This is a genomic window from Xanthomonas sp. SI (assembly GCF_014236855.1).
GTDB lineage: Bacteria > Pseudomonadota > Gammaproteobacteria > Xanthomonadales > Xanthomonadaceae > Xanthomonas_A.
This window is the reverse complement of sequence record NZ_CP051261.1, coordinates 248,782-271,530: the sequence shown is the minus strand read 5'-3', so window position 1 is coordinate 271,530 and position 22,749 is coordinate 248,782. Positions and strand designations below refer to the sequence as shown.

General features: G+C 70.8%; 19 protein-coding genes. 3 read left to right on the top strand and 16 right to left on the bottom strand.

Annotated features, from left to right (window positions below; all coding sequences use genetic code 11):
* Positions 1–15: 15 nt before the first annotated feature.
* From HEP75_RS01220 to HEP75_RS01185, 8 genes are all read right to left on the bottom strand, one after another.
* Positions 16–2,088 carry a tetratricopeptide repeat protein gene (locus HEP75_RS01220; protein ID WP_185825145.1) on the bottom strand — a complete coding sequence of 691 codons (2,073 nt, stop codon included), beginning with the start codon at positions 2,086–2,088 and terminating at the stop codon, positions 16–18.
* Positions 2,089–2,327: 239 nt separating this feature from the next.
* Entirely contained in the window at positions 2,328–3,320 is a 993-nt protein-coding gene (locus HEP75_RS01215; protein WP_185826456.1) for an alpha/beta fold hydrolase, read from the bottom strand.
* A gap of 71 nt (positions 3,321–3,391) precedes the next feature.
* Entirely contained in the window at positions 3,392–4,186 is a 795-nt protein-coding gene (locus HEP75_RS01210; RefSeq protein WP_185821809.1) for a lysophospholipid acyltransferase family protein, read from the bottom strand.
* Positions 4,187–4,262: 76 nt separating this feature from the next.
* Positions 4,263–4,682, bottom strand: a complete 420-nt coding sequence (locus tag HEP75_RS01205) for a hotdog fold thioesterase (protein ID WP_185825144.1) — start codon at positions 4,680–4,682, stop codon at positions 4,263–4,265.
* A 102-nt stretch (positions 4,683–4,784) separates the two neighbouring features.
* Complete coding sequence (locus HEP75_RS01200; RefSeq protein WP_185825143.1) at positions 4,785–6,782, bottom strand: phospholipase D family protein; 1,998 nt, start codon at positions 6,780–6,782, stop codon at positions 4,785–4,787.
* Complete coding sequence (locus HEP75_RS01195; protein WP_185825142.1) at positions 6,779–7,393, bottom strand: YceI family protein; 615 nt, start codon at positions 7,391–7,393, stop codon at positions 6,779–6,781. Before HEP75_RS01195 ends, HEP75_RS01200 begins: the two co-directional genes overlap by 4 nt.
* A complete protein-coding gene (locus HEP75_RS01190; RefSeq protein ID WP_185816444.1) occupies positions 7,384–7,860 on the bottom strand; it encodes a histidine phosphatase family protein in 477 nt (158 codons plus the stop codon). The genes HEP75_RS01195 and HEP75_RS01190 overlap by 10 nt, the downstream gene beginning before the upstream one ends.
* A gap of 15 nt (positions 7,861–7,875) precedes the next feature.
* The gene (locus HEP75_RS01185; RefSeq protein ID WP_185825141.1) at positions 7,876–8,508 is read right to left on the bottom strand and encodes a ParA family protein; all 633 of its coding nucleotides are present in this window, start codon (positions 8,506–8,508) and stop codon (positions 7,876–7,878) included.
* A gap of 123 nt (positions 8,509–8,631) precedes the next feature.
* Here HEP75_RS01185 and HEP75_RS01180 point away from each other — a divergent pair, with 123 nt between their 5' ends.
* On the top strand, positions 8,632–10,125 hold the full coding sequence (locus HEP75_RS01180) for an AAA family ATPase (RefSeq protein ID WP_185825140.1): 1,494 nt from the start codon (positions 8,632–8,634) through the stop codon (positions 10,123–10,125).
* 121 nt (positions 10,126–10,246) lie between these two features.
* Here the strand turns inward: HEP75_RS01180 and HEP75_RS01175 are convergent, their stop codons facing one another.
* Together HEP75_RS01175 and HEP75_RS01170 are read right to left on the bottom strand one after the other, a co-directional pair.
* Positions 10,247–11,161 (bottom strand): AEC family transporter, encoded by a 915-nt coding sequence (locus HEP75_RS01175; RefSeq protein WP_185825139.1) that lies wholly within the window; start codon positions 11,159–11,161, stop codon positions 10,247–10,249.
* Positions 11,162–11,650: 489 nt separating this feature from the next.
* A complete protein-coding gene (locus HEP75_RS01170; protein ID WP_185826455.1) occupies positions 11,651–12,259 on the bottom strand; it encodes a tetratricopeptide repeat protein in 609 nt (202 codons plus the stop codon).
* Between the two features lie 190 nt (positions 12,260–12,449).
* Here HEP75_RS01170 and HEP75_RS01165 point away from each other — a divergent pair, with 190 nt between their 5' ends.
* Positions 12,450–16,157 carry an indolepyruvate ferredoxin oxidoreductase family protein gene (locus HEP75_RS01165; protein WP_185825138.1) on the top strand — a complete coding sequence of 1,236 codons (3,708 nt, stop codon included), beginning with the start codon at positions 12,450–12,452 and terminating at the stop codon, positions 16,155–16,157.
* A gap of 315 nt (positions 16,158–16,472) precedes the next feature.
* On the opposite strand, the gene HEP75_RS01160 is transcribed toward HEP75_RS01165, so the two are convergent.
* Positions 16,473–17,252: a hypothetical protein gene (locus HEP75_RS01160; RefSeq protein ID WP_185825137.1), complete on the bottom strand. Its 780-nt coding sequence runs from the start codon at positions 17,250–17,252 to the stop codon at positions 16,473–16,475.
* A 381-nt stretch (positions 17,253–17,633) separates the two neighbouring features.
* Here HEP75_RS01160 and HEP75_RS01155 point away from each other — a divergent pair, with 381 nt between their 5' ends.
* Positions 17,634–17,978: a hypothetical protein gene (locus HEP75_RS01155; protein WP_185825136.1), complete on the top strand. Its 345-nt coding sequence runs from the start codon at positions 17,634–17,636 to the stop codon at positions 17,976–17,978.
* Between the two features lie 84 nt (positions 17,979–18,062).
* Here HEP75_RS01155 and HEP75_RS01150 read toward each other — a convergent pair whose 3' ends face one another.
* The 5 genes from HEP75_RS01150 to HEP75_RS01130 all read right to left on the bottom strand — a co-directional run bounded on the left by HEP75_RS01150 (position 18,063) and on the right by HEP75_RS01130 (position 22,710).
* Positions 18,063–18,977 (bottom strand): fatty acid desaturase family protein, encoded by a 915-nt coding sequence (locus HEP75_RS01150; RefSeq protein WP_185825135.1) that lies wholly within the window; start codon positions 18,975–18,977, stop codon positions 18,063–18,065.
* Complete coding sequence (locus HEP75_RS01145; RefSeq protein ID WP_255423957.1) at positions 18,974–20,167, bottom strand: hypothetical protein; 1,194 nt, start codon at positions 20,165–20,167, stop codon at positions 18,974–18,976. The genes HEP75_RS01150 and HEP75_RS01145 overlap by 4 nt, the downstream gene beginning before the upstream one ends.
* Positions 20,158–20,895 carry a hypothetical protein gene (locus tag HEP75_RS01140; RefSeq protein ID WP_185825134.1) on the bottom strand — a complete coding sequence of 246 codons (738 nt, stop codon included), beginning with the start codon at positions 20,893–20,895 and terminating at the stop codon, positions 20,158–20,160. Before HEP75_RS01140 ends, HEP75_RS01145 begins: the two co-directional genes overlap by 10 nt.
* Positions 20,896–20,905: 10 nt before the next feature.
* Positions 20,906–21,922 carry a glycosyltransferase family A protein gene (locus tag HEP75_RS01135; RefSeq protein ID WP_185825133.1) on the bottom strand — a complete coding sequence of 339 codons (1,017 nt, stop codon included), beginning with the start codon at positions 21,920–21,922 and terminating at the stop codon, positions 20,906–20,908.
* A 185-nt stretch (positions 21,923–22,107) separates the two neighbouring features.
* Positions 22,108–22,710 (bottom strand): DUF938 domain-containing protein, encoded by a 603-nt coding sequence (locus tag HEP75_RS01130; RefSeq protein ID WP_185825132.1) that lies wholly within the window; start codon positions 22,708–22,710, stop codon positions 22,108–22,110.
* Positions 22,711–22,749: the final 39 nt, after the last annotated feature.

Sequence of the window (22,749 nt, the reverse complement as noted above, 5' to 3'; positions counted from 1 at the left end):
AACTCCTGTGGAGGATCAGGTTTCAGCGTAGCCAAGGCGCACGGCCACCGGCGTGAGCAGCGCGAACGCGGCCGCCAGCGGCGTGGCATAGGCGCGCCAGTGGCCGGACGGCAGGCGCGGCGGGCCGATCGTGGGCACGCTCGGGAACGGAATACCGAAGGCCTGTTCCAGCGCTGCGGCGACGCCGGCCGGATCGGCCTCGATGCCGTCCAGGCGCAGCAGGCGGTGCGGATACAGGTCCTGCTCGTGCAAGTCGGCGACCTGGGCCAGCACCGCCGCCAGCCAGCGCGCGCCGGTCTCCGGGGTGGCCAGGCCGAGCGGTGCCGGGGCGCCGTTGGCCAGCCAGTCCAGCAGCATGTCGCGCGGGTCGCGCAGCGCGATCAGCAGCCGTCCTTCCGGCAGCTGCGGACGCAGCGCGCGCAGCAGCGCGTTGTCCCACCACAGCAGCCAGTCGACGATGTTGCCGTCGTCGATGCCGCGTGCCGGCAGCTGCGCGCGCCACTCGGCGATCAGCGCCGCGCCATCGAGTTCGCCGCTGTCGAGTTCGGGGACGGTGCGGTAGCGCTGGAAGCCGTCGGTCGGCGGCTGCACGCCGAAGCGGTCGCTGCGCAGCACCTGGCTGGTCGCGTCCATCACCGCGATCACCCGCTCCACGCCGCTGCCCGGCGCGCCCCATACGAACAGCGGCCGCGCAGGCTGTTGCGGATCGATCTCGGCCAGCGCCGGCCACGTCGCGGTGGCCTGGCCCAGCGGCGGCAGCGGCAGGCGGTGCGGCAGCTGTTCCTGCTGGAACGCCAGCCACGTCGCCAGCGCCTCGGTCGAATGGCCGGCGCGGTCCTGCACCGCCGCCAGCCACGGCCGCAGCGTGGTCTGCTCGTTCTCGGGCATGCGCTGCATCAGGCCACGCACGTGGGCGATGGCCTCGTCGTGCTCGCCGCGCTCCAGCAGCGCCTCGACCAGGCGCTCCTCGCCGCTGATGCGGCCCGGCTCAAGCGCCACGATGCGCTGCGCCACGGCCTCGCCCTGGTCGCGTTCGCCGGCCATGTCGTGCACCCGCAGCTGCGCTTCCAGCGCCGGCAAATGGCCTGGCATCGCCGCCTGCCAGCGCGCGATCAGCGCGCGCGCCTCGGCGCCGCCGACCGGCTCCAGCGCCAGCCGCGCCAGCCACAGGTCGTGCGCGTCGGTGGTGGTGGCCAGCGCCGCTTCCAGGGTGGCGCGAGCATCCTCGACCGCGCCCAGCCGCTGCCAGGCGATCAGCGCCGCATGCAGGGTGCGGCGGTCGGCCGGGGCAGCGCCCAGCGCGCGCCGCAGGTGCTCCAGCGCATCGGCCGGGCGCCCGGCCTGCAGGGCGTATTCGCCCGCCAGCCGGCGCATGCCGGCGGTATCGCTGACCGGATCGGCCAGCACCGCGTCCAGCGCGGCGATGGCGTCGTCGAGGCGGCCCTGGCGGTGCGCCAGCTGCGCGACCAGCGCCATCAGCGCGCTGGTGCCGCGGGTCAGCGTGGCGACACGGCGGAACGCGGTCTCGGCGAATGCCAGGTGCTGCTTGTCCAGGTAGGCGAACCCGAGCGCGTACAGCAAGCGCGGATCGTCGGGCAGCGCCTTGCTGGCGCGCGACAGCAGCGCCAGCGCGCGATCGGCATCGCCGCGGCGCAGCGCCAGCATGCCGTCCAGGCCCAGCAGTTGCGGATGGTCCGGATCCAGCCGCGCGGCGGTGCGGCTGAGCCGCTCCACTTCGTCCAGATCGCCGCGGCCCAGCGCCAGATGGGCGCGCATCACGTAGGCCAGGAACTGGTTGGGATCCAGCGCGGCGGTGCGTGCCAGCGCGTCCTCGGCCTGGGCCAGGTCGTTGGCGCTGAGCAGCATGCCGGCGCGCAGCATGTGCAGGCCGGCGTCTTCCGGCGCCAGCGCGATGGCCTGGTCGATGCTGACCAGCGCGGCGGCGGTGTCGCCGTTCTGCTGTTGCGCCAGCGCCAGCCAACGGTGCGCCTGCGCGTCGGCGGCGGCGTCGGCCACCCAGGCCTGGGCGATGCGCAGCGCGTCGGCGTTGGCCTGGCGGCGCAGGGCGTCGAGAATTTGCTCTTGCATGAGGGTCCGGCTCTGGGCAAACCGGCATTGTAACGGGAGCGCCCGGCCGGCCTGCGCCTTGGCGCGCCAGGTGTGTCATCAATTCGCGGGCAGGCCGCGTCGGGCTGGCGAGCCGTCGATTGGTGCTGCGTCGCGCGACGGCGGTCGGGTCAAGCTATGCGGTGCGGCCTGGCGGTCTGTCAGGCCCGCGCAGGGCCACGCCCGGCACGGCCTGCACTGGACAGGCGCCATGCCCTGGCTCAGGCGGGCAGGCCGTCGGTCAGGCGTTCGGCCACCCAGCGCTCGGCGAAACCGTCGCCGCGCGCATTCTCGATGAAGCCGCAGTGCCCGCCCCAGCGCGCGATTTCCAGCCGCGCCAGCGCCGGCAGGCGCAGGTTGCGGAAATCGTCCAGCGGGATCACCGGGTCGTCCTCGGCCATCAGGATGTCGGCCGGCACGCTCAGGTTGCGCAGGCGCTCGCCGGCGATCGAATAGCTTTCGAAATAAGCGTCCAGGCTGGCGAAGCCGGCGTGGCGCTGCGCCAGCCAGCCCATCAGCTCGCGCATGTCCAGCGCCAGGGTGGCGTCGTCGTAGCCGTGCCGCTCGGGGAACAGTTCGCGCTTGCGCAGCAGCGACTCGCGCCACTTGCGGCGGAAATACCAGTCGTAGAACTGCGGGCCGTGCTCGATCCGTTGCATGGTCGTGGCCGGATCCAGCAGCGGACACACCGCGGCCACGTGCTGCAGCGGCAGGCCGGCGGCCGGTGCGCGCAGCGCCAGGCGCAACGCGAAGTTGCCGCCCAGCGAATAGCCGGCGGCCAGCAGGGTCGGTGACGGAAAGCGCCGCCACAGGTCGCCGGCGGCGTTGACCACTTCGTCCAGGCGATCGGAGTGGAACAGGTCCACGTTGAGGTGGTGGGTACCGCCGTGGTCGCGGAAGTTGAGCCGGAACACCTGGTAGCCGCGCGCCAGCAGTTGCGCGGCGGTCAGGCGCATGTAGCTGGAGTCGGCGCTGCCTTCCCAGCCGTGCAGCAGCAGCACGGTGCCGCGCGGCGCGGCGCTGCCGGCCGGCACGCTGAGCCAGCCCTGCAGGCGCACGCCGTCGCCGCCGTCGAGGATGTGCGAGGTGGTGGTCGCGCCGCTGGCGGCCAGCAGCTGTTCGCCGCGGCGCACGCGCAGCGCGCTGGAACCCAGCACCGATTGCAGGTGCGGGTTGCGCAGCCAACGCGGGGGGAGGTAGTCGGCGGCATTCATCATCGGCAGCGAGCTTGCGCCGGGCGATTGGAGCAATAGGTCAAATCGTCCGGACCGCAGTGTTCCATGATTCAGCGTTGCGCCATCGCGGCGACGATGCGTGCGCGCGCGATCTCGGCGATGCCCCGGCGCCCTTCCACGTCCTGCAGCCGGATCGGCTCCAGGAAGTGCACCTCGGCCACCCGGCCCGGCTCGCCGAGCAGGCGCAGGAAATTGGCGAAGAAGCTCTCGTGCGGGCCGAACGCGATCACCGTCTGCGCCGAGCCGCCGGCGCCGTAACGCACCGCCACCGGCTGCACCGCCACTTCGGCCTCCACCGCGGCCTGGAAGATGCGCGCGTGGAACGGGCCGACATCGTGGCCGCCGCGGGTGCGCCCTTCCGGGAACACGCCGACCGAGCGCCCCGAGCGCAGCCGTTCCAGCATCGCTTGCAGCACCCCGCCCAGCGATTCGGTGTTGCCGCGCTGGTGGAAGATGGTCTGCCCGCGCGTGGCCAGCCAGCCGACCAGCGGCCAGCCGGCGATCTCGCGCTTGGCGACGAAGCCCATCATGCGCTGGCTGTGCAGCATCACGATGTCGATCCAGCTGACGTGGTTGGCCACGAACAGCACCGGATTGGGCAGCGGCGTGCCGACCCGGCGCACGCGCAGGCCGAAGATGCGCAGCAGCCAGGTCGACCACCAGCACACCACGCGGTCGCCGAACGATTCGACCCCGGCCCGGCCCGGCGACAGCGCCATGCACGCCAGCAGGAACGGCAACGACAGCAACACGTGCAGCGCCAGCAGCGGAATGCGGTAACCGTAACGGACCCAGCGCAGCGCCTCGCCGTGTTGGCGCGTGGCGGGTGAGGAGAACTCGCTCATTCTGGTCAGGGTACCGGAAGCCGGGAGGGAAGCACCCTATTGTGTCAGCATGAAGACGGTTACGGCTGAGTGCACGCTAATCGCGTGCGATCACCGCCAGGGTCAGCCGCGACACGCACACCGGCTTGCCGGCCGTGTCCTCGATGCGGATCTCCCAGACCTGGGTGGCGCGGCCCACGTGCAGCGGCCGCGCGGTGCCGGTGACCAAGCCGGCGCGGGCCGCGCGCAGGTGGTTGGCGTTGATCTCCAGGCCCACGCAGATCCGGTCCGGCCCCACGCACAGATTCCCGGCGCTGCTGCCCAGGGTTTCGGCCAGCACCACCGAGGCGCCGCCGTGCAGCAGCCCGTACGGCTGCAGCGTGCGCGCATCGACCGGCATCGTCGCGCGCAGCCAGTCCGGCCCGGCCTCGGTGAAGACGATGCCCAGATGCGCGATCAGGGTGTCGCGGGCGGCGGCGTTGAGGGCATCGAGATCGACGGGGTCGCGGAAGGCCATTGAGTGTCCGGGATTGGAGATTCGGGATTGGGGATTCGCCAGCGGCGTCTCCCTCAAACAGTACTACCGCTTTTGCCAATCCCGAATCCCCAATCCCGGCACTCAAAGAATCGGCACCAGCCCCGAGCCGAATGCCGTCAGCATCCGCACTAGCAGCCACTTCGGGCCGACGTTGACCTCGGGGAAGTCGCCGACCGCGGTGTAGCAGCGGTGGAAGCCGGGGTCGCGCCGGGTCAGCGGTGCCGGGCATTCGGGGCCGGGCTGGAATTCGTAGTTGGTGGCGTAGCGCCATGGCCAGAAATCCAGCACCGGCAGCGCCTCCGATGCCTTGCCGAGGCTGTAGTTCAGCCCCGACAGCACCGGTGGCTTGGCGCGCGATGCGACCGTCCACGAGTTCGATGGCTCGATGTCGCGCAGGATGCTGGTGGCCAGTGCCTGGGCGAAGGCCGGGTCGTCGATGATCACCGCGCCCTCGGTGTTGTAGTTCTCGCTGCGCGGATCGAAGTTGTGGGTGCCGATCACCGCGATGTGCCGGTCCACCACCAGCGACTTGGCATGCAGGCCCATGCGCGCGCCCTCGCGGGTCACCGGCAGCGGGCGGTTGGCCGCCCGACGGCTGAGGAACGACGGGCGCGTCTCGGTGCGCAGCACGCGGCGGTCGACCTGGCTGCCGTCGGCGCGTCGTCCGCTGCCGCCCGGGCTACCGCTGCCGCCGCCGCTGCCGAGCGCGCTGGAACGGCCGGCGGCGCTGCCGCCGATCAGCGGATTGCGGCCACCACCGTCGGCCACGTCGGCATCGGGCAGCAACGGCGACGGCAGCAGGTTGGCGTAGTTCACCGGCGCGTCCAGCGGGAACGGCTTGTATTCGTAGATGTCGAAGCCGAGTTCGCGCAGGTTGCGCCGCTTGTACTTGTACGACAGCGCGTACACCACCGGGTTGTCGGTGGAGGCCAGGCTGTTGGTGGCGACGATGATCTTGGGCGGCGTGGGCCGCTTGCGCAGGTTGCGGAAGATCTCCTGCGCCGGGTCGGACAGCACCAGGTAGGGCGTCTGCAGGATGATCTCGCGCTGCGCGCCGGTGATCAGGCTGACCCGCTTGGGCACGGCCACCGCCAGCGCCCGCTTGGATGCGGCATCGCGCCGGTGCTTCTGCGGCGGATCGGCGACGTAGCTGACGTTGCTCACCGGCAGCGCCGGCAGCACGAAGGCATCCTCGACGAAGGCCGGATCGGCCGCCTCCTCGCTCACCCGCTGCACCCGCTCCGGACGCAGGAACTGCGCCGGCGGCATCGTCGGCACGCCGTCGCGCAGCAGCAGCTTGCCGACGTCGTTGAGCCGCGCCACCGGCACGCTGCGCCGCGCCGCCCAGTACGCATCGAAGCTGGCCGCCATCTCGCGCGCCACCGGGCCGGCCACCAGCACGTCGCGGTCGCGGAAGTTGTACTCGGCGTCCCAGTCGTAATAGTCGTCCTGGTAGTTGCGCCCGCCGACCACGCCGACCGCGTCGTCCACCACCAGCATCTTGTTGTGCATGCGCTGGTTGAAGCGGCGGAAGCAGCACACCACGCTGGCGGCGTAGTGGAAGTAGTTGGGCTTGGCCAGGCCGAAGGTGGGGTTGTAGATGCGCAACGAGAAATTCTGGTGGGCGCCGGCCAGCGCGCCGAGGATCTGCAGGTCGGAGATCGCCGACAGCTGGTCGATCAGCACCCGCACCTGCACGCCGCGCCGCGCCGCGGCCAGCAGCTCGTCCATCACCAGCCGCGCGCTGTCGTCCTTGTCGAAGATGTAGGTCTGCAGGTCGATGCTGCGGCTGGCGCTGCGGATCAGGTTGACCCGCGCCACCAGCGCTTCCTCGCCGTGGTCCAGGATGGTGGCGTAGTGATGCGGCGCGGCGTCGCCGGATGCGGCGAAGGCCTTGCCGGCCAGCGCGCGCAGCGGCGAGGCCAGCGCGCAGTGGTCGCTTTGCGTGCAGTCGACGCGGCCATCGCGCGCCGCCTCGGCGATTGCCACCGCGCGGCCGTGCTGGGCCTGCGACAGGCTCGCGCAACCGCTGCCGAGCAGCATCGCCGCCAGCACCAGGACCCTCAACCACGCTGTCACCGGGCGTCCGCTCCGGTCAGCCGTGCACGCAGCACGAAGGTGACCCGATCGCTCAAGGCCAGATCCCACTTGTCCATTCCATAACGTCCACGCAGAACCGTACCGCGACTGATCACATCGCAATCATAGCCTGGACGGCTGCAGGCCGACGGCATCATGGTCAGGGTCTCGGTATGGCCGACCCCGCGGATGCTCAGCGTGCCGACCAGCGCGCCGCCGGTGGTCAGCAGCTGCGGGGAAAACGGTTGCGAATCGAAGGACACGGTCGGAAAGCGTTCCGCGTCGAAGAAATCCTCGCCGCGCATCCAGCCTGTGTAGCGCGGCTTGCCGGGAATCTGCACGTAGGCGGTGAACAGGCGCAGGCGGACCTGGTGGCGGCCGTCGGGCAGCATCTCCACGGTGCCTTCGAAGCGCGGGAAGAAGCCCTCGATGCGCTGCCCGAAGCGGGTGCGGATCTCGAAACCGAAGCGCGACTGGGCCGGGTCGAAGGCATGCTCCCCCGGCGACAGCGGCGGCGCCTGCGCGCGGCCCCAGCCCGGCACCAGGCACAGCGACAGCAGCGCGGTGCACAGCGCCGGGCTTAGGCGCCGGCGCGGTGCGTTCAGGGCCACCAGAACGCGGTCAGTCGGGCGACACCCGGCTCGATCGCCGCGTCCTGCGGCACCGTCAGCACCACCACGCTGGCGGTGGGCATGCCGCGGTAGTCGCCGGACTGGCCGCTGTGCATCAGCGCCGCCAGCTGCTCCAGGCCCGGGTTGTGACCGACCAGCAGCAGCCGTTCGACGTCGCGATGCTCGTCCATCAGCGCGGCCAGGGTGCCGGAGGTGGCCTCGTAGATCCGCGGCTCCAGGCGCTGCTCGGCATAGCCGGTCACTTCCAGCACCGCTTCCAGGGTCTCGCGCGCGCGCCGCGCGGGCGAGCACAGCACGCAGTCGGGCACCAGCCGCTGCTCCAGCAGCCAGCGCCCGGCGGCCTCGGCCTCGGCGATGCCGTGCGGCGACAGCGGACGGTCGAAATCGGCCTGGCCGGTGTCGGCCGGTTCGGCATGGGCATGGCGCAGCAGGATCACTTCACGCAGGACGATGGTCATCGGTCAGGCCTTCTTGAGCCACTTGAGCAAGGGTTCCCAGTCCTGCTGGTGATCGCGCACCTGAGCGGAACGGTAGTCGAACAGGCTGCGGCCGAGGCCGACCAGCACCACATAGGCCTGGCTGTCGCGCAGCTGCGCCAGCACCGGATACGGCCAGCCGCCGAGCATCTCCAGCGCCTGTTGCGCGGCGTGGGTCCACGGCTTGCTGCGGTTGATCACCAACCCCACCGGCAGCTTGCGCTGGTGCACCCGCGGCACCTTGGCCAGGGTGTTGAGGAAGCCGACGGTGGCCTCGATGTCCAGCGCCGACGGCATCACCGGCACCACCACCGCGTCGGCCTCGTCCAGGAACTGGGCCAGATCCTCGGCCATGGCGCCGGCCGCGCCGTCGACGATCACCCGCTGGGTGTCGTCCGGCAGCGCCGCGCGCCAGTTGCGTTTGCGGCTGGCGTCGATCGGCAGCACCGCGCTGTCCAGGCCGGCGCGGCGCTCGGCCCAGCGGGTCGAGGAGCCCTGCGGGTCGGCATCGGCCAGCACCGTGCGCTTGCCGGCCAGCGCGTAGTACGCGGCCAGGTGCGTGGCAATCGTGGTCTTGCCCACGCCGCCCTTGGAGCCGGCCACCAGGATCGTCTTCATGCGCGCCTCGCTTCCGGAAGAAGAGGCCGCAGCGTACACCGGCCCCATGTTGGCCGGTAGTCAACGCGTAGCGGGCGGGGCGGCGCGTTGCTATCGTGGCGGCCCCACGGCAACGGATCGCCCATGAGCGAGCTGCAGGACCTGACCGCGCTGATCCGCGCCAACACCCCCCTGATCGTCATCGAGACCCAGGAGGAGGCGCGCATCGTGGCGCTGTTCCGGCAGGCGCTGATGCAGGTCTGGCGCGCGCTGTACCGCTGGTCGATCACCGAAGGCCTCCGCCGCATCGACCTGGACCGTGAGGACGAGCCGAGCGGCCCGCCCGACGCCAGCGCGGTGCTGCAGGCGATCAAGCAGGCCGACCAGCGCGGCATCTACCTGTTGCTGGACGTGGTGCCGTACCTGGGCTACGCCAGCCACCAGCGCCTGCTGCGCGACATCGTCGAGCGCCGCCACTGCCAGCCGCACGTGCTGGTGCTGATCGGCGCCAAGATCGAGCTGCCGGCCGAGCTGGAAGCGCTGGCCACGCGCTTCAACCCGCGCCTGCCCGACGCCAACGCGCTGTTGAAGATGGTGCAGGAAGAGGCCGCCGGCTACGCGCGCGAATTCGGCGGGCGCCGGGTCGAGGTGGACGGCGAGGCGGTCAAGCAGGTCGTGCGCAACCTGCAGGGGCTGAGCCTGATCGACGCGCGCCGCATCGCCCGCCAGCTGATCTACGCCGACGGCGCACTCAACGCCGCCGACCTGCCGCAGTTGGCCAAGCTCAAGTTCGAGCTGCTCAACCGCAGCGGCCACCTGCACTACGAATACGACGCCACCCGCTTCGCCGACGTGGCCGGCGCGCGCCGGCTCAAGCGCTGGATCGAGCAACGCCGCGCGGTATTCGCCGGCGCCGCCCCGCCCGGGCTGGACCCGCCCAAGGGCGTGCTGCTGCTAGGCGTGCAGGGCTGCGGCAAGTCGATGCTGGCCAAGGCCACCGCCGCCGGCTTCGGCGTGCCGCTGCTGCGCCTGGACTTCGGCTCGCTGTACGACAAGTACCACGGCGAGACCGAGAAGAACCTGCGCGGCGCGCTGGCCGCGGCCGAGCAACTGGCGCCGTGCGTGCTGTGGATCGACGAGATCGAGAAGGGCCTGGCCAGCGGCGGCGAGGACGGCGGCGTGTCGCGGCGCGTGCTCGGCTACCTGCTGACCTGGATGGCCGAGCGCGGCGGCACCGCCGCTGACGGCGGCGTGTTCATCGTCGCCACCGCCAACCAGGTGCACGAACTGCCGGCCGAACTGCTGCGCAAGGGCCGCTTCGACGAGATCTTCTTCGTCGACCTGCCCGATGCCGACACGCGGGTGGAATTGCTGCGCCTGCACCTGGCGCGGCGCAAACTGCGCGAGGACGACTTCGCCCTGCCGGCGCTGGCCGCCGCGGCGAACGGCTTTTCCGGCGCCGAGATCGAGCAGGCCATCGTCTCCGGCCTGTACGCGGCGCATGCCGAGAGCCGGCCGCTGGACACCGAGCTGCTGATGCAGGAACTCCGCGGCACGCGGCCGCTGTCGGTGATGATGGCCGAGCAGGTGCAGGCGCTGCGCGAGTGGGCGCGCGAGCGCACGGTGCCGGCGGATTGAGTGGCCGGCTAGGTTCCGTCTCCCTGCGAGGGGTGCTTCACCCTCGAGCCGGGTTTTGCCTGTAGTGCCCTCCTAGCGCCGCCTACGGCGCCCCATGCGCGATCGCGCGAAACGGAAAGCGTCAGCCCAGCGCCCCCAGCAGCCATGCCCATGCCGGCAGCGTGGCCAGCGACAGCAGGATGCCGTAACCGACCAAGGCCGCCGCCAGCCGCGGCGCCAGCCGGTGCGAAATCGCCAGCGCCGCAGCGGTGATCATCGTCGGCATCGCCGATTCGAGCACGTTGGCCTGCAATGCCTGTCCGCGCAGGCCCAGCGCCCACGACAGCGGCCAGGCCAGGGCGGGCAACAGCAGCAACTTCAGCAGCAGGCCGGCGGCGAGCGGCTTGAGCTCCTCGCGCGGCAGCCGCAACTGGATCGAGAAACCCACCGCCAGCATCACCAGCGGCAGCATCGCATCGGCCAGATGCTGAAGGCCCGAGGCGATCCAGGCCGGCGGCTGCGCCGGCATCAGGGTCAGCGCGAACGCCAGCGCCCACAGCGGCGGGAAGCGGGCCATGCGCAGCAGCGTCTGCCGCAGCGACGGCGGGGTCTCGCCGCCGTAGCGGGCCAGCACGTACAGGCCGAAGCTGGACAGCAGCACGAAGGTGCCGAACTGGTCGTAGACCACCGCATACGGCAGCGCCGTCTCGCCAAGCAGCGCGCGCACCATCGGATAGCCGATGAAGCTGGAATTGCTCAGGCCCACGCACAGCAGCAACGCGGCGTGCTCCTCGCGGCGCAGGCGCAGCGGCCGGCGCAGCGCCAGCACCGCCAGCACGGTGACGCCGGCCAGCAGCCATGGGGTCAGCATCAGTCCGAGCAGGGACAGGTTCAACTGCAGGCGCGGCACGTAGATCAGCACCGAGGCAGGCAGGCACAGGTACAGCACCACGCCGTTGAGCACTTCGGTGGTGTTGGCCGGCAACACGCGCAGGCGCGCGAACAGCATGCCGAGCGCCAACATGGCCAGGATCAGGGCGAACGCGTCGAAAGCCATCGGTACAACGGGAATGTGGCGGGTCCGCCGGCATCATCGCATGCGCATGCAGGCAAGCCGGTCGATCACATGCAGCGCAGCGCGCGGCGTGGCGGCGCTGGTGCACGCACGGTTCCCGCGTCGGGGCTGAAGCCCCTCCCACAGTGTGCACCCGGCCGGCTTGACGCAAGCCCCTGTAGGAGCGGCTTCAGCCGCGACAACGGAGCGATGCCCCCTTCGGTTTCGGATATGCACCATGCGGCGGAACGCTGCGCGGTGGCGCGGGTGCTTGCAGCGTTCATACGTCGGGGCTGAAGCCCCTCCCACAGTGCACCCGACCGGCTTGACGCAAGCCCCTGTAGGAGCGGCTTCAGCCGCGACGAACGGAGCGATGCACCTGACGACCGCGTACAGCGTCTGGGCCGAAACCCCTCCTGAAGGGCCCAGCCGCGCCATCGCTAGCTGTTGCGGCGGCGGCGACTCAGGCCACAGCGCGAAGACAAGCGCAGCTCAGGGCCAGGTGGGCGGCTTGGCCTGCCAGGAGGCCTGCACGTCGGCCAGGGTGGCGCGTTCGTCGTCGCGCCAGGCCGGCAGCAGCTTGGCGAAATCGGCGCCGGCGCCCCACTGGTCCGGCCAGGTACGCACCGCAGCGGCGTACCACTTCACCGCCTCGTCCTTGCGGTCCAGCCGCCACAGCACCAGCGCCAGCGTCGGCGGCACCCAGTCCGGCGCCGCCGGACGGCCGTTGACCAGGCCGCTCCACTGCGCCAGTGCGCGCGCCGGGTCGCCGGCGCGCAACAGGTCCCAGCCGTAGTTCCACTCGATCTGGCGGCGCTGCGCACCGGCGCTCAGCGCACGCAGCGCTGTCTGGTACAGCTCTTCGCCCAGTTCGCGGCGCCCGCCGGCCATGGCGATCGCCGCCAGCTGCGCGCGCGCCTCGACCGCGTTCGGATCGCGCTGCACGGTGCTGGCGAGACGATCGACCAGCGCCTCGCCGCTGCCGGCGATCGCCGCCACCGGCCGCGTGGTGCTGCGGTCCTGGTCGAAATAGAACTCCTTCGGCGCCGGCAAGGCCTGCGCGTGCGCATCGACCGCGGCCATGCCCACCCAGGCCAGCATCGCGGCCAGTGCGTATTTATGTGCATTCACTGCTGACAACCCCTTGGAGGTGGTCCCCTCCCCCATCCGCATCCTAACCGCGTCCGCCGCCGGGGGCGAGGGGCGGGCGCACAAAATGCCGCTGATACAATCGGGGGATCGTGCCCGGCCTGCGCCGCGCGCGCGCCAGCCTTCCATCTCCAGGCAAGCCATGAACCGCATCGCCGATCCGCGTCCGCCGTCCTCCCTCGCCGTGCCGGCCGCCGCCGGCGTCGACGCCGGCTACACCCTGGAGCACAAGTACACCCGCACCGACGGCCGCATCTATCTGTCCGGCGTGCAGGCGCTGGTGCGCCTGCCGTTGATGCAGCAGTTGCGCGACCGCGCCGCCGGACTGAACACCGGCGGCTTCGTCAGTGGCTACCGTGGCAGCCCGCTGGGCGGCTTCGACCTGGAGCTGTGGCGCGCGCGCAAGCACCTGGACGCGGCCAACGTGAAATTCCAGCCCGGCCTCAACGAGGACCTGGGCGCGACCATGGTGTGGGGCACGCAGCAGACCAACCTGTTCCCCGGCGCGCGCGTGGATGGCGTGTACGCGATGTGGTACGGCAAAGGCCCGGGCGTGGACCGCTGCGGCGACGTGTTCAAGCATGCCAACGCCGCCGGCACCTCGCGCCACGGGGGCGTGCTGGCGCTGGCCGCCGACGACCACGCCTGCCGCAGTTCGACCCTGCCGCACGGCTCGGAAGAGGAATTCGTCAGCGCGATGATGCCGGTGCTCAATCCGGCCGGGGTGCAGGACATCCTCGACATGGGCCTGCTCGGCTGGGCGATGAGCCGCTACACCGGGCGCTGGATCGGCTTCAAGACCATCGCCGAGACGGTGGAATCCTCGGCCTCGGTGGAGGTGGATCCGTTCGCGCGGCAGATCGTGCTGCCGGAGGATTTCGCATTGCCGCCGGGCGGGCTCAACATCCGCTGGCCGGATCCGCCGCTGGACCAGGAGATGCGCCTGCACCGCTACGCGGTGCGCGCCGCGCAGGCCTTCGCCCGCGCCAACGGCGTGGACCGCACGGTGATGGATTCGCCGCACGCGCGGCTGGGCATCGTCACCACCGGCAAGAGCTACCTGGACGTGCTGCAGGCGCTGGAATACCTGGGCCTGGACGAACGCGCCTGCCGCGACATCGGCATCCGCGTATACAAGGTCGGCATGACCTGGCCGCTGGAGCCGATCGGCATCGCCGCGTTCGCGCAGGGCCTGGACGACATCGTGGTGGTGGAGGAGAAGAAGGCCTTCATCGAGCGGCAGATGAAGGAGCAGTTCTACAACTGGCCGGCCAGCGCAGGGCCGCGCCCGAGCATCGTCGGCAAGTACGACGAGGCCGGCGAGTGGATCCTGCCGTCCACCGGCGAGCTGACCCCGGCGACGATCGCCGCGGTGATCGGCAAGCGCATCCAGCGGTTCTTCAACACCGAGTCGATCGAGCAGCGGCTGCGCTGGATGGAGGCCAAGGAAGCGGAGATGGCCCTACCGCGCGCCAATTTCCCGCGCGTGCCGCACTACTGCTCCGGCTGCCCGCACAACACCTCCACCGTGGTGCCGGAGGGTTCGCGCGCGCTCGGCGGGATCGGCTGCCACTACATGGTGACGTGGATGGACCGCTCCACCGACACCTTCACCCACATGGGCGGCGAAGGCGTCACCTGGGCCGGGCAGGCGCCGTTCACCGACACCCCGCACGTGTTCCAGAACCTGGGCGACGGCACCTATTTCCACAGCGGCTCGCTGGCGATCCGCCAATCGATCGCCGCCGGCGTCAACATCACCTACAAGATCCTCTACAACGACGCGGTGGCGATGACCGGCGGGCAGCCGGTGGACGGCACCTTGAGCGTGCCCGACATCGCCCGGCAGATGCGTTCCGAAGGCGTGCACACCATCGCCCTGGTCAGCGACGACATCGGCAAGTGGACGCGGCGCCGCGAGCAGTTCCCCAGCGACGTCGAGTTCCACGACCGCGGCGAGCTGGACGCGGTGCAAAAGCGCCTGCGCGAGGTCAAGGGCACCAGCATCCTGATCTACGACCAGACCTGCGCCACCGAGAAGCGGCGCCGGCGCAAGCGCAGCAAGCTGCCCGATCCGGCCAAGCGCGTGCTGGTCAATTCGCTGGTCTGCGAAGGCTGCGGCGATTGCGGCGAGAAGAGCTTCTGCGTGTCGGTGCTGCCGAAGGAAACTGAATTCGGGCGCAAGCGCCAGATCGACCAGTCCGGCTGCAACAAGGACTACTCCTGCGTCTCCGGCTTCTGCCCCAGCTTCGTCACCGTGCATGGCGGCGCGCTGCGCAAGGGCCGCAAGGCCGACGCGGCCACGCTGCTGCAGGACCTGCCGCCGCCGGTGTTCCGCAGCGACCTGGCGCAGCCCTGGAACATCCTGATCACCGGCGTCGGCGGCACCGGCGTGGTCACCATCGGCGCGCTGCTGGGCATGGCCGGACACCTGGAAGGCAAGGGCGCCAGCGTGCTCGACCAGACCGGACTGGCGCAGAAGGGCGGCGCGGTCACCACCCATATCCGCCTGGCGCGCCAGCCCGAGGACCTGCACGCGGTGCGCATCGCCGCCGGCGAGGCGGACCTGGTGCTGGGCTGCGACATGGTCGTGGTCAACGACTACTGGGCGCTGTCCAAGGTGCGCGGCGACCGCTCGCAGGTGGTGCTCAACACCTACGAAGCGATGCCCGGCACCTTCACCACGCACCCGGACATGCAGTTCCCCGCCGCCGACATCGTCGCCGGCGTGCGCCTGGCCTTGGGCGGGCGCGAACCCCTGCTGCTCGACGCCACGCAACTGGCCACCGCGCTGCTCGGCGACGCCATCGCCAGCAACCTGTTCATGCTCGGCTACGCGTGGCAACAAGGACTGGTGCCGTTGTCGCACGACGCGCTGATGCGCGCGATCGAACTCAACGGTGCCGCCGTGGCGATGAACCAGCAGGCCTTCGCCTGGGGCCGCCTGGCGGCGCTGGACCTGGCCGCGGTGCAGCAGGCCGCGGGCATGCCCGGCAGCGTCGCCGCCGGGGCCGAACCCGCCGCGCAACGGCTGCAGCAGCTGCCGCCCGGCGAGTGGGAAGGCCACGAGGGCGGCGCCAGCGCCGCGCCGCGCAATCCGCACAACGCACGCCAGGCACGGGAACTGCCCGCCGCCGGCGATGCCGCCGACACCGGTCACGCGCCGCTGGACGACACGCGCCTGTCGCGCTCGCTGCATGAACTGGTCGCGCGCCGTCGCGCGTTCCTGGTCGATTACCAGGACACCGCCTACGCCGCACGCTACGCCGCGCTGGTGGAACGCGTGCGCGAGGCCGAGCAGCGCATCGCCGCCGGTTCCACCGCCTTGACCGAGGCGGTGGCGCGCTACGCGTTCAAGCTGATGGCCTACAAGGACGAATACGAAGTGGCGCGGCTGTACACCAGCGGCGATTTCCAGCGCCAGCTGCAGCAGCAATTCGACGGTGCCTATTCGCTGCGCTTCCACCTGGCGCCGCCGCTGTGGGCCAAGAAGGACGCGCAAGGCCGCGCGCTGAAGCGCGAGTTCGGGCCGTGGATGTTCACCGCGTTCAAGTGGCTGGCCAGGCTGCGCGTGCTGCGCGGCGGCGCGTTCGACGTGTTCGGCTACAGCGCCGAACGCCGCGGCGAACGGCAGCTGATCGCCGACTACGAACGCACCGTGGGCGAGCTGCTGGAACGGCTGGCGGCGGACAATCTGTCGCTGGCGGTGGAGATCGCCAGCGTGCCGGAACACATCCGCGGCTACGGCCACGTCAAGGAAGCGCACCTGCACGAAGCCAAGCAGCGCGAGGCGCGGCTGCTGGCGACCTGGCGCAATCCGAAGGCGCTGCATATCGTGCAGGCGGCTTGAATTCTGGCCTCGCGCGCGATGCAGCAGCGGCGGCCGGGGCCGAAGCTCTTCCTGCACTGTGCCGCACGCTCTTGTAGGAGCGGTTTCAACTGCGACCTTTGATGTGTCGGCTAGTCAACAACGTCGCCGATCGGACAAACGCGGTCGCGGCTGAAGCCGCTCCTACAGTGCAGCAGCCAACCATCCGGTTTGCCATAAAAAACGCTGCCGGCATCATGCCGGCAGCGTTCTAGAGGACAGAGCGAAGCGCGTTGATCGCAGCGGGTGCGATTGCGACTACGCCCGCGCGATTGCAATGCTCACCTCACTGCGCTATCAAACCCGCGGGTCAGTGGGCGTGCCGCGGCCCGAACCGTAGCGATCCGAATGGAAGGCCTCGCGCACCGCCGCCTTGGCCTGCGCCCAGGTCAGCCGCGAACGGTCCTTGGCGCGTTCCCAGCCGCTTTCCAGATCCGATTCCAGGCGGTCGTCCCAGTCGCGGTCCTGGTAGCGGCTGCGCGCCTGGATGCCGTAGCGGTAGGCCGGGCGGTAGTCGTCATAGCCGGCATCGGGATCGCGGTAGTCCACCCTGTCGAAGCGCTCGGCGTAGTAGCGGTCGCTGTCTTCGTAGGTGCGATAGGTGGTGTCGGCGCGCTGCCAGGAATCGCGTGCCGCCAGGCGCGCGTCCTCCCACTCCAGGCGCGATTCACCGCGGCGCGTGCCCCAGTCGCGCGACAACTCGGTTTCGTTCTCTTCCCAGCTGCGGGTCGGATACTGCTCGCGCGCCTGCAGGCCAAGGCCGTAGGCGGCCGCATAATCGCGCTCGTAGTCGTAGTCGGACTTCACGTAGTCGCGGTTGCGGTATTCCTCGCGCCAGTATTCGGCTTCGCCGGTCGGGTCGATGCGCTCGGCCACACCCTTGCCCGCGGCGGCGCCGGCGACCACGCCGACCGCGGCGCCGATCAGCGTGCCGAGCGGTCCGAACACCGTACCGGCCAGCGCACCGGCGGCAACGCCACCCGCGGTGCCACCGATGCCGACGCCGACCGGATGCGAGCCCGGCGTGCCGGAGATGGGATCGCGATTCAGATCGCGTGCTTCGTTGTTGCTGCTCATTGGGAACGCTCCGCAGTTGATGGAATCACCGGCCATCTGCATCGGCCCGTGGTGGTCGCACAGTGGCGAACGTCCGGTTAATCCCCCGTGCCACCGGGGTGAGCGCGCGATGAGGCTGCACGCCCCCTGTCCTCACGTGCCCGCAACGTCGCCTCGGCAGAGCGACGGCGCGGTAACGCCATGCTGCGGTGCATCCATTGCCCGCTGCCGCCCGGCAGGCGCAACCATCGCCGTACCGATGCGCCGAGAAATCAATCCCAGATGCGCCACGTCGCGACGTGTCTATCTGCTGCGTTTCATGGACGGTGATGGACATCGCGTCTTCGCCCAGGCGATCTGGCAGCATCGCGGACGCAGGGGAACATCAGCCAGGACATACATATGAACAAGGCCGTTTCGACACTCGCCGCGTTGCTGTTCGTCGCTGCCGCATCTCTGGGCATCGCGCCATCGGCACGCGCCCAGAGCGTCACCCTCGACTGCACCGGCAGCGATCTCTGCTATGCCGACGTGACGCCAGCCGGCGCCTACGGCTATGCCTGGTCGTTCAACTCCAACGGGCTGAACGTGATCTATCCGGCGAGCTGCGCCAACCAGGCCTATTGCAGCTTCTACTGTCCCAGGACCAGCGGCTACATTACCGCCAATGTGCTGGTTACCGATGTAAACCGACAGACCGTGGGTTCGGCCAGCATGCGTGCGTTGTGCACGGCGCAACCGCTGTAGGCGGCGCTTGCGGCGAGCGCATCGGCACGCTGCACCGTATGCAACGCGTCGTATGCGCGCGCCACACGCTGCGCGTCGCACAAATCATGCCGCTGGGCCGCGGCTGACTTCGCGCAGCACCGCGCCGTAGCCGCGATACAGATTGGCTGCAGGCAACTGCCCGTGCGCGCGCATCCAGCGATGCACGTCCGGCAGTCGGTAGAACGGCACGCGCACGTGCTGGTGGTGTTCGATGTGATAGTGAATGGCGTGCGGCCCGCAGAAGAACGTCTGCCAGCTGCGGCGGACGATGCTGCGGGCGTTGCGGCGCTGATCGGCGCACGCGGGATAGCCGGCATGTTCGGCGATGGCGCGAATGCGCGCGAACAGTTGCAGGAAGGTCAGCGCCGGCAGTAGCCACAGGCCCAAGTACAGCCCTGCGTGGCCGAGCGCGGCGAGCGTCCCCAGCAGCGCGCCGTTGCTGACCAGGATCGAACCCAGCACAAACGGCAGATGGCCGGCCGGCGCCGGCGCGCCGGACTCGGCGGCACGCGCGCGACGCCGCCGCAGCGCATCGCGCACGGCGAGCACGTAGCCGATGCCGGTGACATCGCGCAGCAAGCGCGCCGCCAACTGGCGCCGCGAGACCGGGTAATCGGCGATACCGAACACGATCGCCACCGGATCGTCGTCGGCCATCGGCGCGCGATGGTGTTGCAGATGGCCCTGGCGATAGGCGAACAGCGACAGGAACAACGGCCCGGCCGCGCACAGTTGCGCCAGCAGGTCGTTGTGCGTCTGCCGCCGCGCCAGCAGGCCGTGCGCGCCCTCATGCATCATCACCGCCAGCGCCAACTGGGTGCGCGCCACCAGCAGCGCCGCCAGCAGATACACCAGCGGGTGCGGATAGCGGATCGCCGCGGCGAAGCACAGCGCGATCATTGCCCAGTCCAAAGCCAAGGCCAGCGCGCTGCGCCACGGACTCAGCCGGCGCAATGCCGGAGGCAAGGCTGCGATCATGTGCCCTGCTCCTGCCGCACCGGTACGGGAGCGGGTGCGGGTGCGGGAACGGCAGCATCGGCGCTCGACACGCATTGCCCACGCGCCAGCGCCAGGATCAGTTGCACCCATAGCTGCAGCCGCGCGGGCGCATCGAGCGGAGCCGGTTCCGGCGCGGGCGGCGGCGGATCTGCCTGCAGCGCACGGCAGGCCGCTGCCACAGCCTGCGCGAACGCTTCGCCATCGCCGCGCCACACCACGGTCCGGTGCGGCAGCCCGCAGGCCGCAGCGCGGCGCGCATTGCGCCGCTGTTCGGGCTGCTCGGTGAGCAGCAGCAGGATCGGCCGCCGATACACCTGCGCTACCGACAGCGCAGCCATGCCCGGCGCCGAGACCAGCAGCATGCTGTCGGCGGCGCAGGCGATCCACTGCGGATCCTCGCCCACCCAGCCAGCGCGATCGGCATAGCCTTCGCCAACCCGGTGGCTGTGCAAGCCGGCGCGCTGCAGGCCCTGCTCCAGCGCCTGCGCCAAGGCCGGATCGCGGAAGTGCGGATTCAGATAAACCGCGGCAGTCGGCGTCTGCGGTGCCGCGCCTGGCACCGCGGGCGTGGCCAGCGCGACCGGGGTAGGCAGACGGAACCGGCGGCCGCACGCCTGCAGCCGCGGTTGCGCGAAATCGTGCTCCAGTTGCCCCACCGCCGCGTCGATCTGCCAACCGATCAGCCGCGCGAACAGCGTCGCCACCGGCCGCGGCAGGCGCCCGTCGAAATTCCCCTGCAGCGCCGCGCGCAGGCTGGCGCCATAGACATGCACGATCTTGCGCCGCCAGCCCGGCAACATCCCCATCACCAGCAAGGCCGGATGGAACGAATCGTTGAGGATCAGGTCGACGCCGCGCAGGCGACGTCGCAGCCGCAGGATGTCGCGCAGCATCCGTGCCGGGTGCAGCAGGTAGGCGGCGACATTGGCATCGGTCGCGGCCGCGCGCATGTTCTGCCGCGCATCGAACTGCACGGCATAGCGCGGCGACAGCAACGTGGCCTCGATGCCGAAGCGGCGCAGGAACTGCACGCCCGCTTCGGAGGTGGTCAGCACATCGACATGCGCCCCCTGCGCGCGCAGCGCGTGGGTCAGCAATTGCGCACGCATCAGGTGCCCGCGTGCATCGGCGGTGGCCAGGTACAACAGCCGCGGCGCGCTCAGCGCCACACTGTGCCGCGCACGCGCAACACCAGCCCGGCCAGGTACATGCCCAGGGCGCCGCTGACGCCGAAGGCACGGTCGATCCGCCGCACCTGCGCCAGCAACGCACTCAATGCCGGCTGCTCCTGCGCGCTCACCAACCGCTGCAGGATCTGCCGGCACTGCCGCACGTGCCGCTGTTCGTCGCCCAGCACCCGACTCAGCAAGGGTTGCAGCGGATGCTCGGCGGGCAAGGTCGCGCAATGCCGTTGCAGCACCCGCGACGCCATCTGCTCGGCGCACAGCCCGATCGCGAACGCCGGCACCAGCAGCCCCTGCGCGAAGGCGCCGGCATGGCGTTCGGCCAGGCGATGCCACTGCGCGATCTTGCGCCGGCTCAGGCGATCGGGCCGGCGCGTGGGCTGCAGATCGCCGCGCGCGGCCAGCGCGGCGGCGAACGCCTGCGCATGCCACTGCTCCTCCTGCAGGTGCCGGTCCATCAGCGGCACCAGCCAGGCCGGCCGCTGCACCGGCACTTCGCGCTGCAACGCCAGTTCGGTGGCTTCCTCGCCGATCAGGTACATGCGCAGCAGCAGGCGTTCGCCGGCGACGCTGGCATGCAGTTGCCGCAACGCGGCACGCTTGATCCGATCGACCAGCCAAGCCTGCCAGCGCAGCGGGCCGTGCAGCGGCGGCGGCTCCAGGTCGCGCAGGGTGGCGATGGTGGCTCCCTCGCCCTCGGGCAGCGCCGTCACCGGCTGCCGCTCACGCGCGGTGATAGGACAGTGCCTGCGCGTCGGCCTGGCCGCCACGGCGCCAGCCCAGCCCGCGCGCCAGCGCGCCGGCCATGTCCACCGCGGAGAAGCCGGCGATCAGCAGCAGCGCAGCGCACCAACGCAGGCCGCGCAGCGGCGGCAGGCCCTGCCGGTTCAACGCGGCCACGCTGAACCACAGGCGCGAGGCGAGCACGCACAGCGGGCCGAGCGGGCCACTGCGGCCGAGCCACTGCAGCGCACCGGGCAGGTAGGCGCGCACCAGGTGCGGCGTCAGGCCCAAGGTGTCCTGGCCGCGCCACCAGCGCAGCTGCAGCGCCTCGCGACGGGTATCGGGCAACCGGTGCACGGTGTGCGCCTGCGCCGCGTAGTGCACCGCCACCCCGGCCGCCTGCAGGCGCAGCCCCAGCACCTGGCAGTGCGCGCGGTACACGCCGTCCAGCGGCTGGTAGCCGTGCTGGGCGAATACCTCGCGCCGGAACGCCACGTTGTTGGCATAGAAGTTCCGCGTCGCCTGCGCCTGCAACGGACTGGGGAAGTACATGAAGTCCAGCGTGGTCAGCGCGGTGCCGAGCACGTCGGCACGGTAGCTGGTGCGCCCGGCCACCGCCGCCGGCGCGGGTGCTTGCGCGAACGGCTGCAGCAGTGCGGCCAGCCATTCGCGATCCGGCAAGCAGTCGGCGTCGGCGAACACCACATAATCGCAGCGCTGCGGATCGGTGGCGGCGAAGCCGGCGTTCTTGGCGTCGTAGTAACCGATCGCCGCGTCGATGCGAACGAACCCGATCGGGCGCCCGGCGATCGCCACCAGCGCCGCGCAGGCCGCTTCGCTCAAGCCATCGTGGGTCACGATCAGTTGCGCCAGCGCATGCAGCGGCACGCTCTGCGCGGCCAGCGCGCGCATGACCCGCTGCAGGCTAGCCTCGGCGCGCACCGCCGCCGCGTCCCCGCCACGCAGGTTGTTGGTCTCCAGTACCAGGGCGCTGCGCGCGGCAATGAGCATCGACATCGAACAAGTCCCGGTAGGCGTCCATGGCCCGCGCCGCGCACGACGACCTGGCCTGCGCGCTCGAACGGGAGGGGACGGCAGCGTCCCTGAAATCGCAGCGCGACTATACCGGGGAACCGCCGTGCCCGCTGCGCAGGCGCCGCGCCGCGGCAGGACCCGACGCGCCGCTACGAGATAATGCGGACTCAGCCGCACCGCCACACCAGGCAGCGATTGTTCGCCGGCATCGCCGCATCCTCCTGCAGCACCAGGCCCTGCGCCTGCGCCAGCGCGGCGACCGCCTCGAAGTCGCGGATCCCGCTGGCGGCGTCGCGCGCCTTCAGCCAGGCGTCGAACTCGCGGTTGCTGTCGCTGCTGAAGGTGCCGCCGTAATTGAACGGCCCGTACACCGCCAGCGTGCCGTCATCGCGGTCGGCCAACAGCGTGCCGACGCCGGCGAAGAACGCCTGCACCGCGGGCCAGCCCATGATGTGCAGCGTGTTGGCGGTGAATACCGCGTCGTAGCCGGCGCTCGGCCATGGCCCCTGCTGCACGTCCAGGGCCAAGGCCGGCGGCGTGTTCGGCAATGCCGCCGCATCCAGCCATTGCGCGATGCCGGGCAAGTGCTCGGCGCGCTCGCTGCATTGCCAGGTCAGCTGCGGCAAGGCGGCGGCGAAATGCACCGCATGCTGGCCGGTGCCGCTGCCGATCTCCAGCACATGGCGGCGATCGGCGAAATGCCGCTGCAGCACCTGCAGGATCGGGTCGCCATTGCGGTCGCAGGAGGGGGCGTAGGGTCTATCGTTCATCGCTCATCGCCTGGGTGTGGCCTGCGCGCGTGCCACGGC

Excerpts from the sequence above, each read along its gene's own strand:
- HEP75_RS01150 (WP_185825135.1), bottom strand. The coding sequence starts at position 18,977 with ATGATCGCAGCCTTGCCTCCGGCATTGCGCCGGCTGAGTCCGTGGCGC.
- HEP75_RS01130 (WP_185825132.1), bottom strand. The coding sequence starts at position 22,710 with ATGAACGATAGACCCTACGCCCCCTCCTGCGACCGCAATGGCGACCCG.
- HEP75_RS01135 (WP_185825133.1), bottom strand. The coding sequence starts at position 21,922 with ATGTCGATGCTCATTGCCGCGCGCAGCGCCCTGGTACTGGAGACCAAC.
- HEP75_RS01210 (WP_185821809.1), bottom strand. The coding sequence starts at position 4,186 with ATGAGCGAGTTCTCCTCACCCGCCACGCGCCAACACGGCGAGGCGCTG.
- HEP75_RS01165 (WP_185825138.1), top strand. The coding sequence starts at position 12,450 with ATGAACCGCATCGCCGATCCGCGTCCGCCGTCCTCCCTCGCCGTGCCG.
- HEP75_RS01180 (WP_185825140.1), top strand. The coding sequence starts at position 8,632 with ATGAGCGAGCTGCAGGACCTGACCGCGCTGATCCGCGCCAACACCCCC.
- HEP75_RS01215 (WP_185826456.1), bottom strand. The coding sequence starts at position 3,320 with ATGAATGCCGCCGACTACCTCCCCCCGCGTTGGCTGCGCAACCCGCAC.
- HEP75_RS01155 (WP_185825136.1), top strand. The coding sequence starts at position 17,634 with ATGAACAAGGCCGTTTCGACACTCGCCGCGTTGCTGTTCGTCGCTGCC.
- HEP75_RS01175 (WP_185825139.1), bottom strand. The coding sequence starts at position 11,161 with ATGGCTTTCGACGCGTTCGCCCTGATCCTGGCCATGTTGGCGCTCGGC.
- HEP75_RS01170 (WP_185826455.1), bottom strand. The coding sequence starts at position 12,259 with ATGCTGGCCTGGGTGGGCATGGCCGCGGTCGATGCGCACGCGCAGGCC.
- HEP75_RS01220 (WP_185825145.1), bottom strand. The coding sequence starts at position 2,088 with ATGCAAGAGCAAATTCTCGACGCCCTGCGCCGCCAGGCCAACGCCGAC.
- HEP75_RS01205 (WP_185825144.1), bottom strand. The coding sequence starts at position 4,682 with ATGGCCTTCCGCGACCCCGTCGATCTCGATGCCCTCAACGCCGCCGCC.
- HEP75_RS01185 (WP_185825141.1), bottom strand. The coding sequence starts at position 8,508 with ATGAAGACGATCCTGGTGGCCGGCTCCAAGGGCGGCGTGGGCAAGACC.
- HEP75_RS01160 (WP_185825137.1), bottom strand. The coding sequence starts at position 17,252 with ATGAGCAGCAACAACGAAGCACGCGATCTGAATCGCGATCCCATCTCC.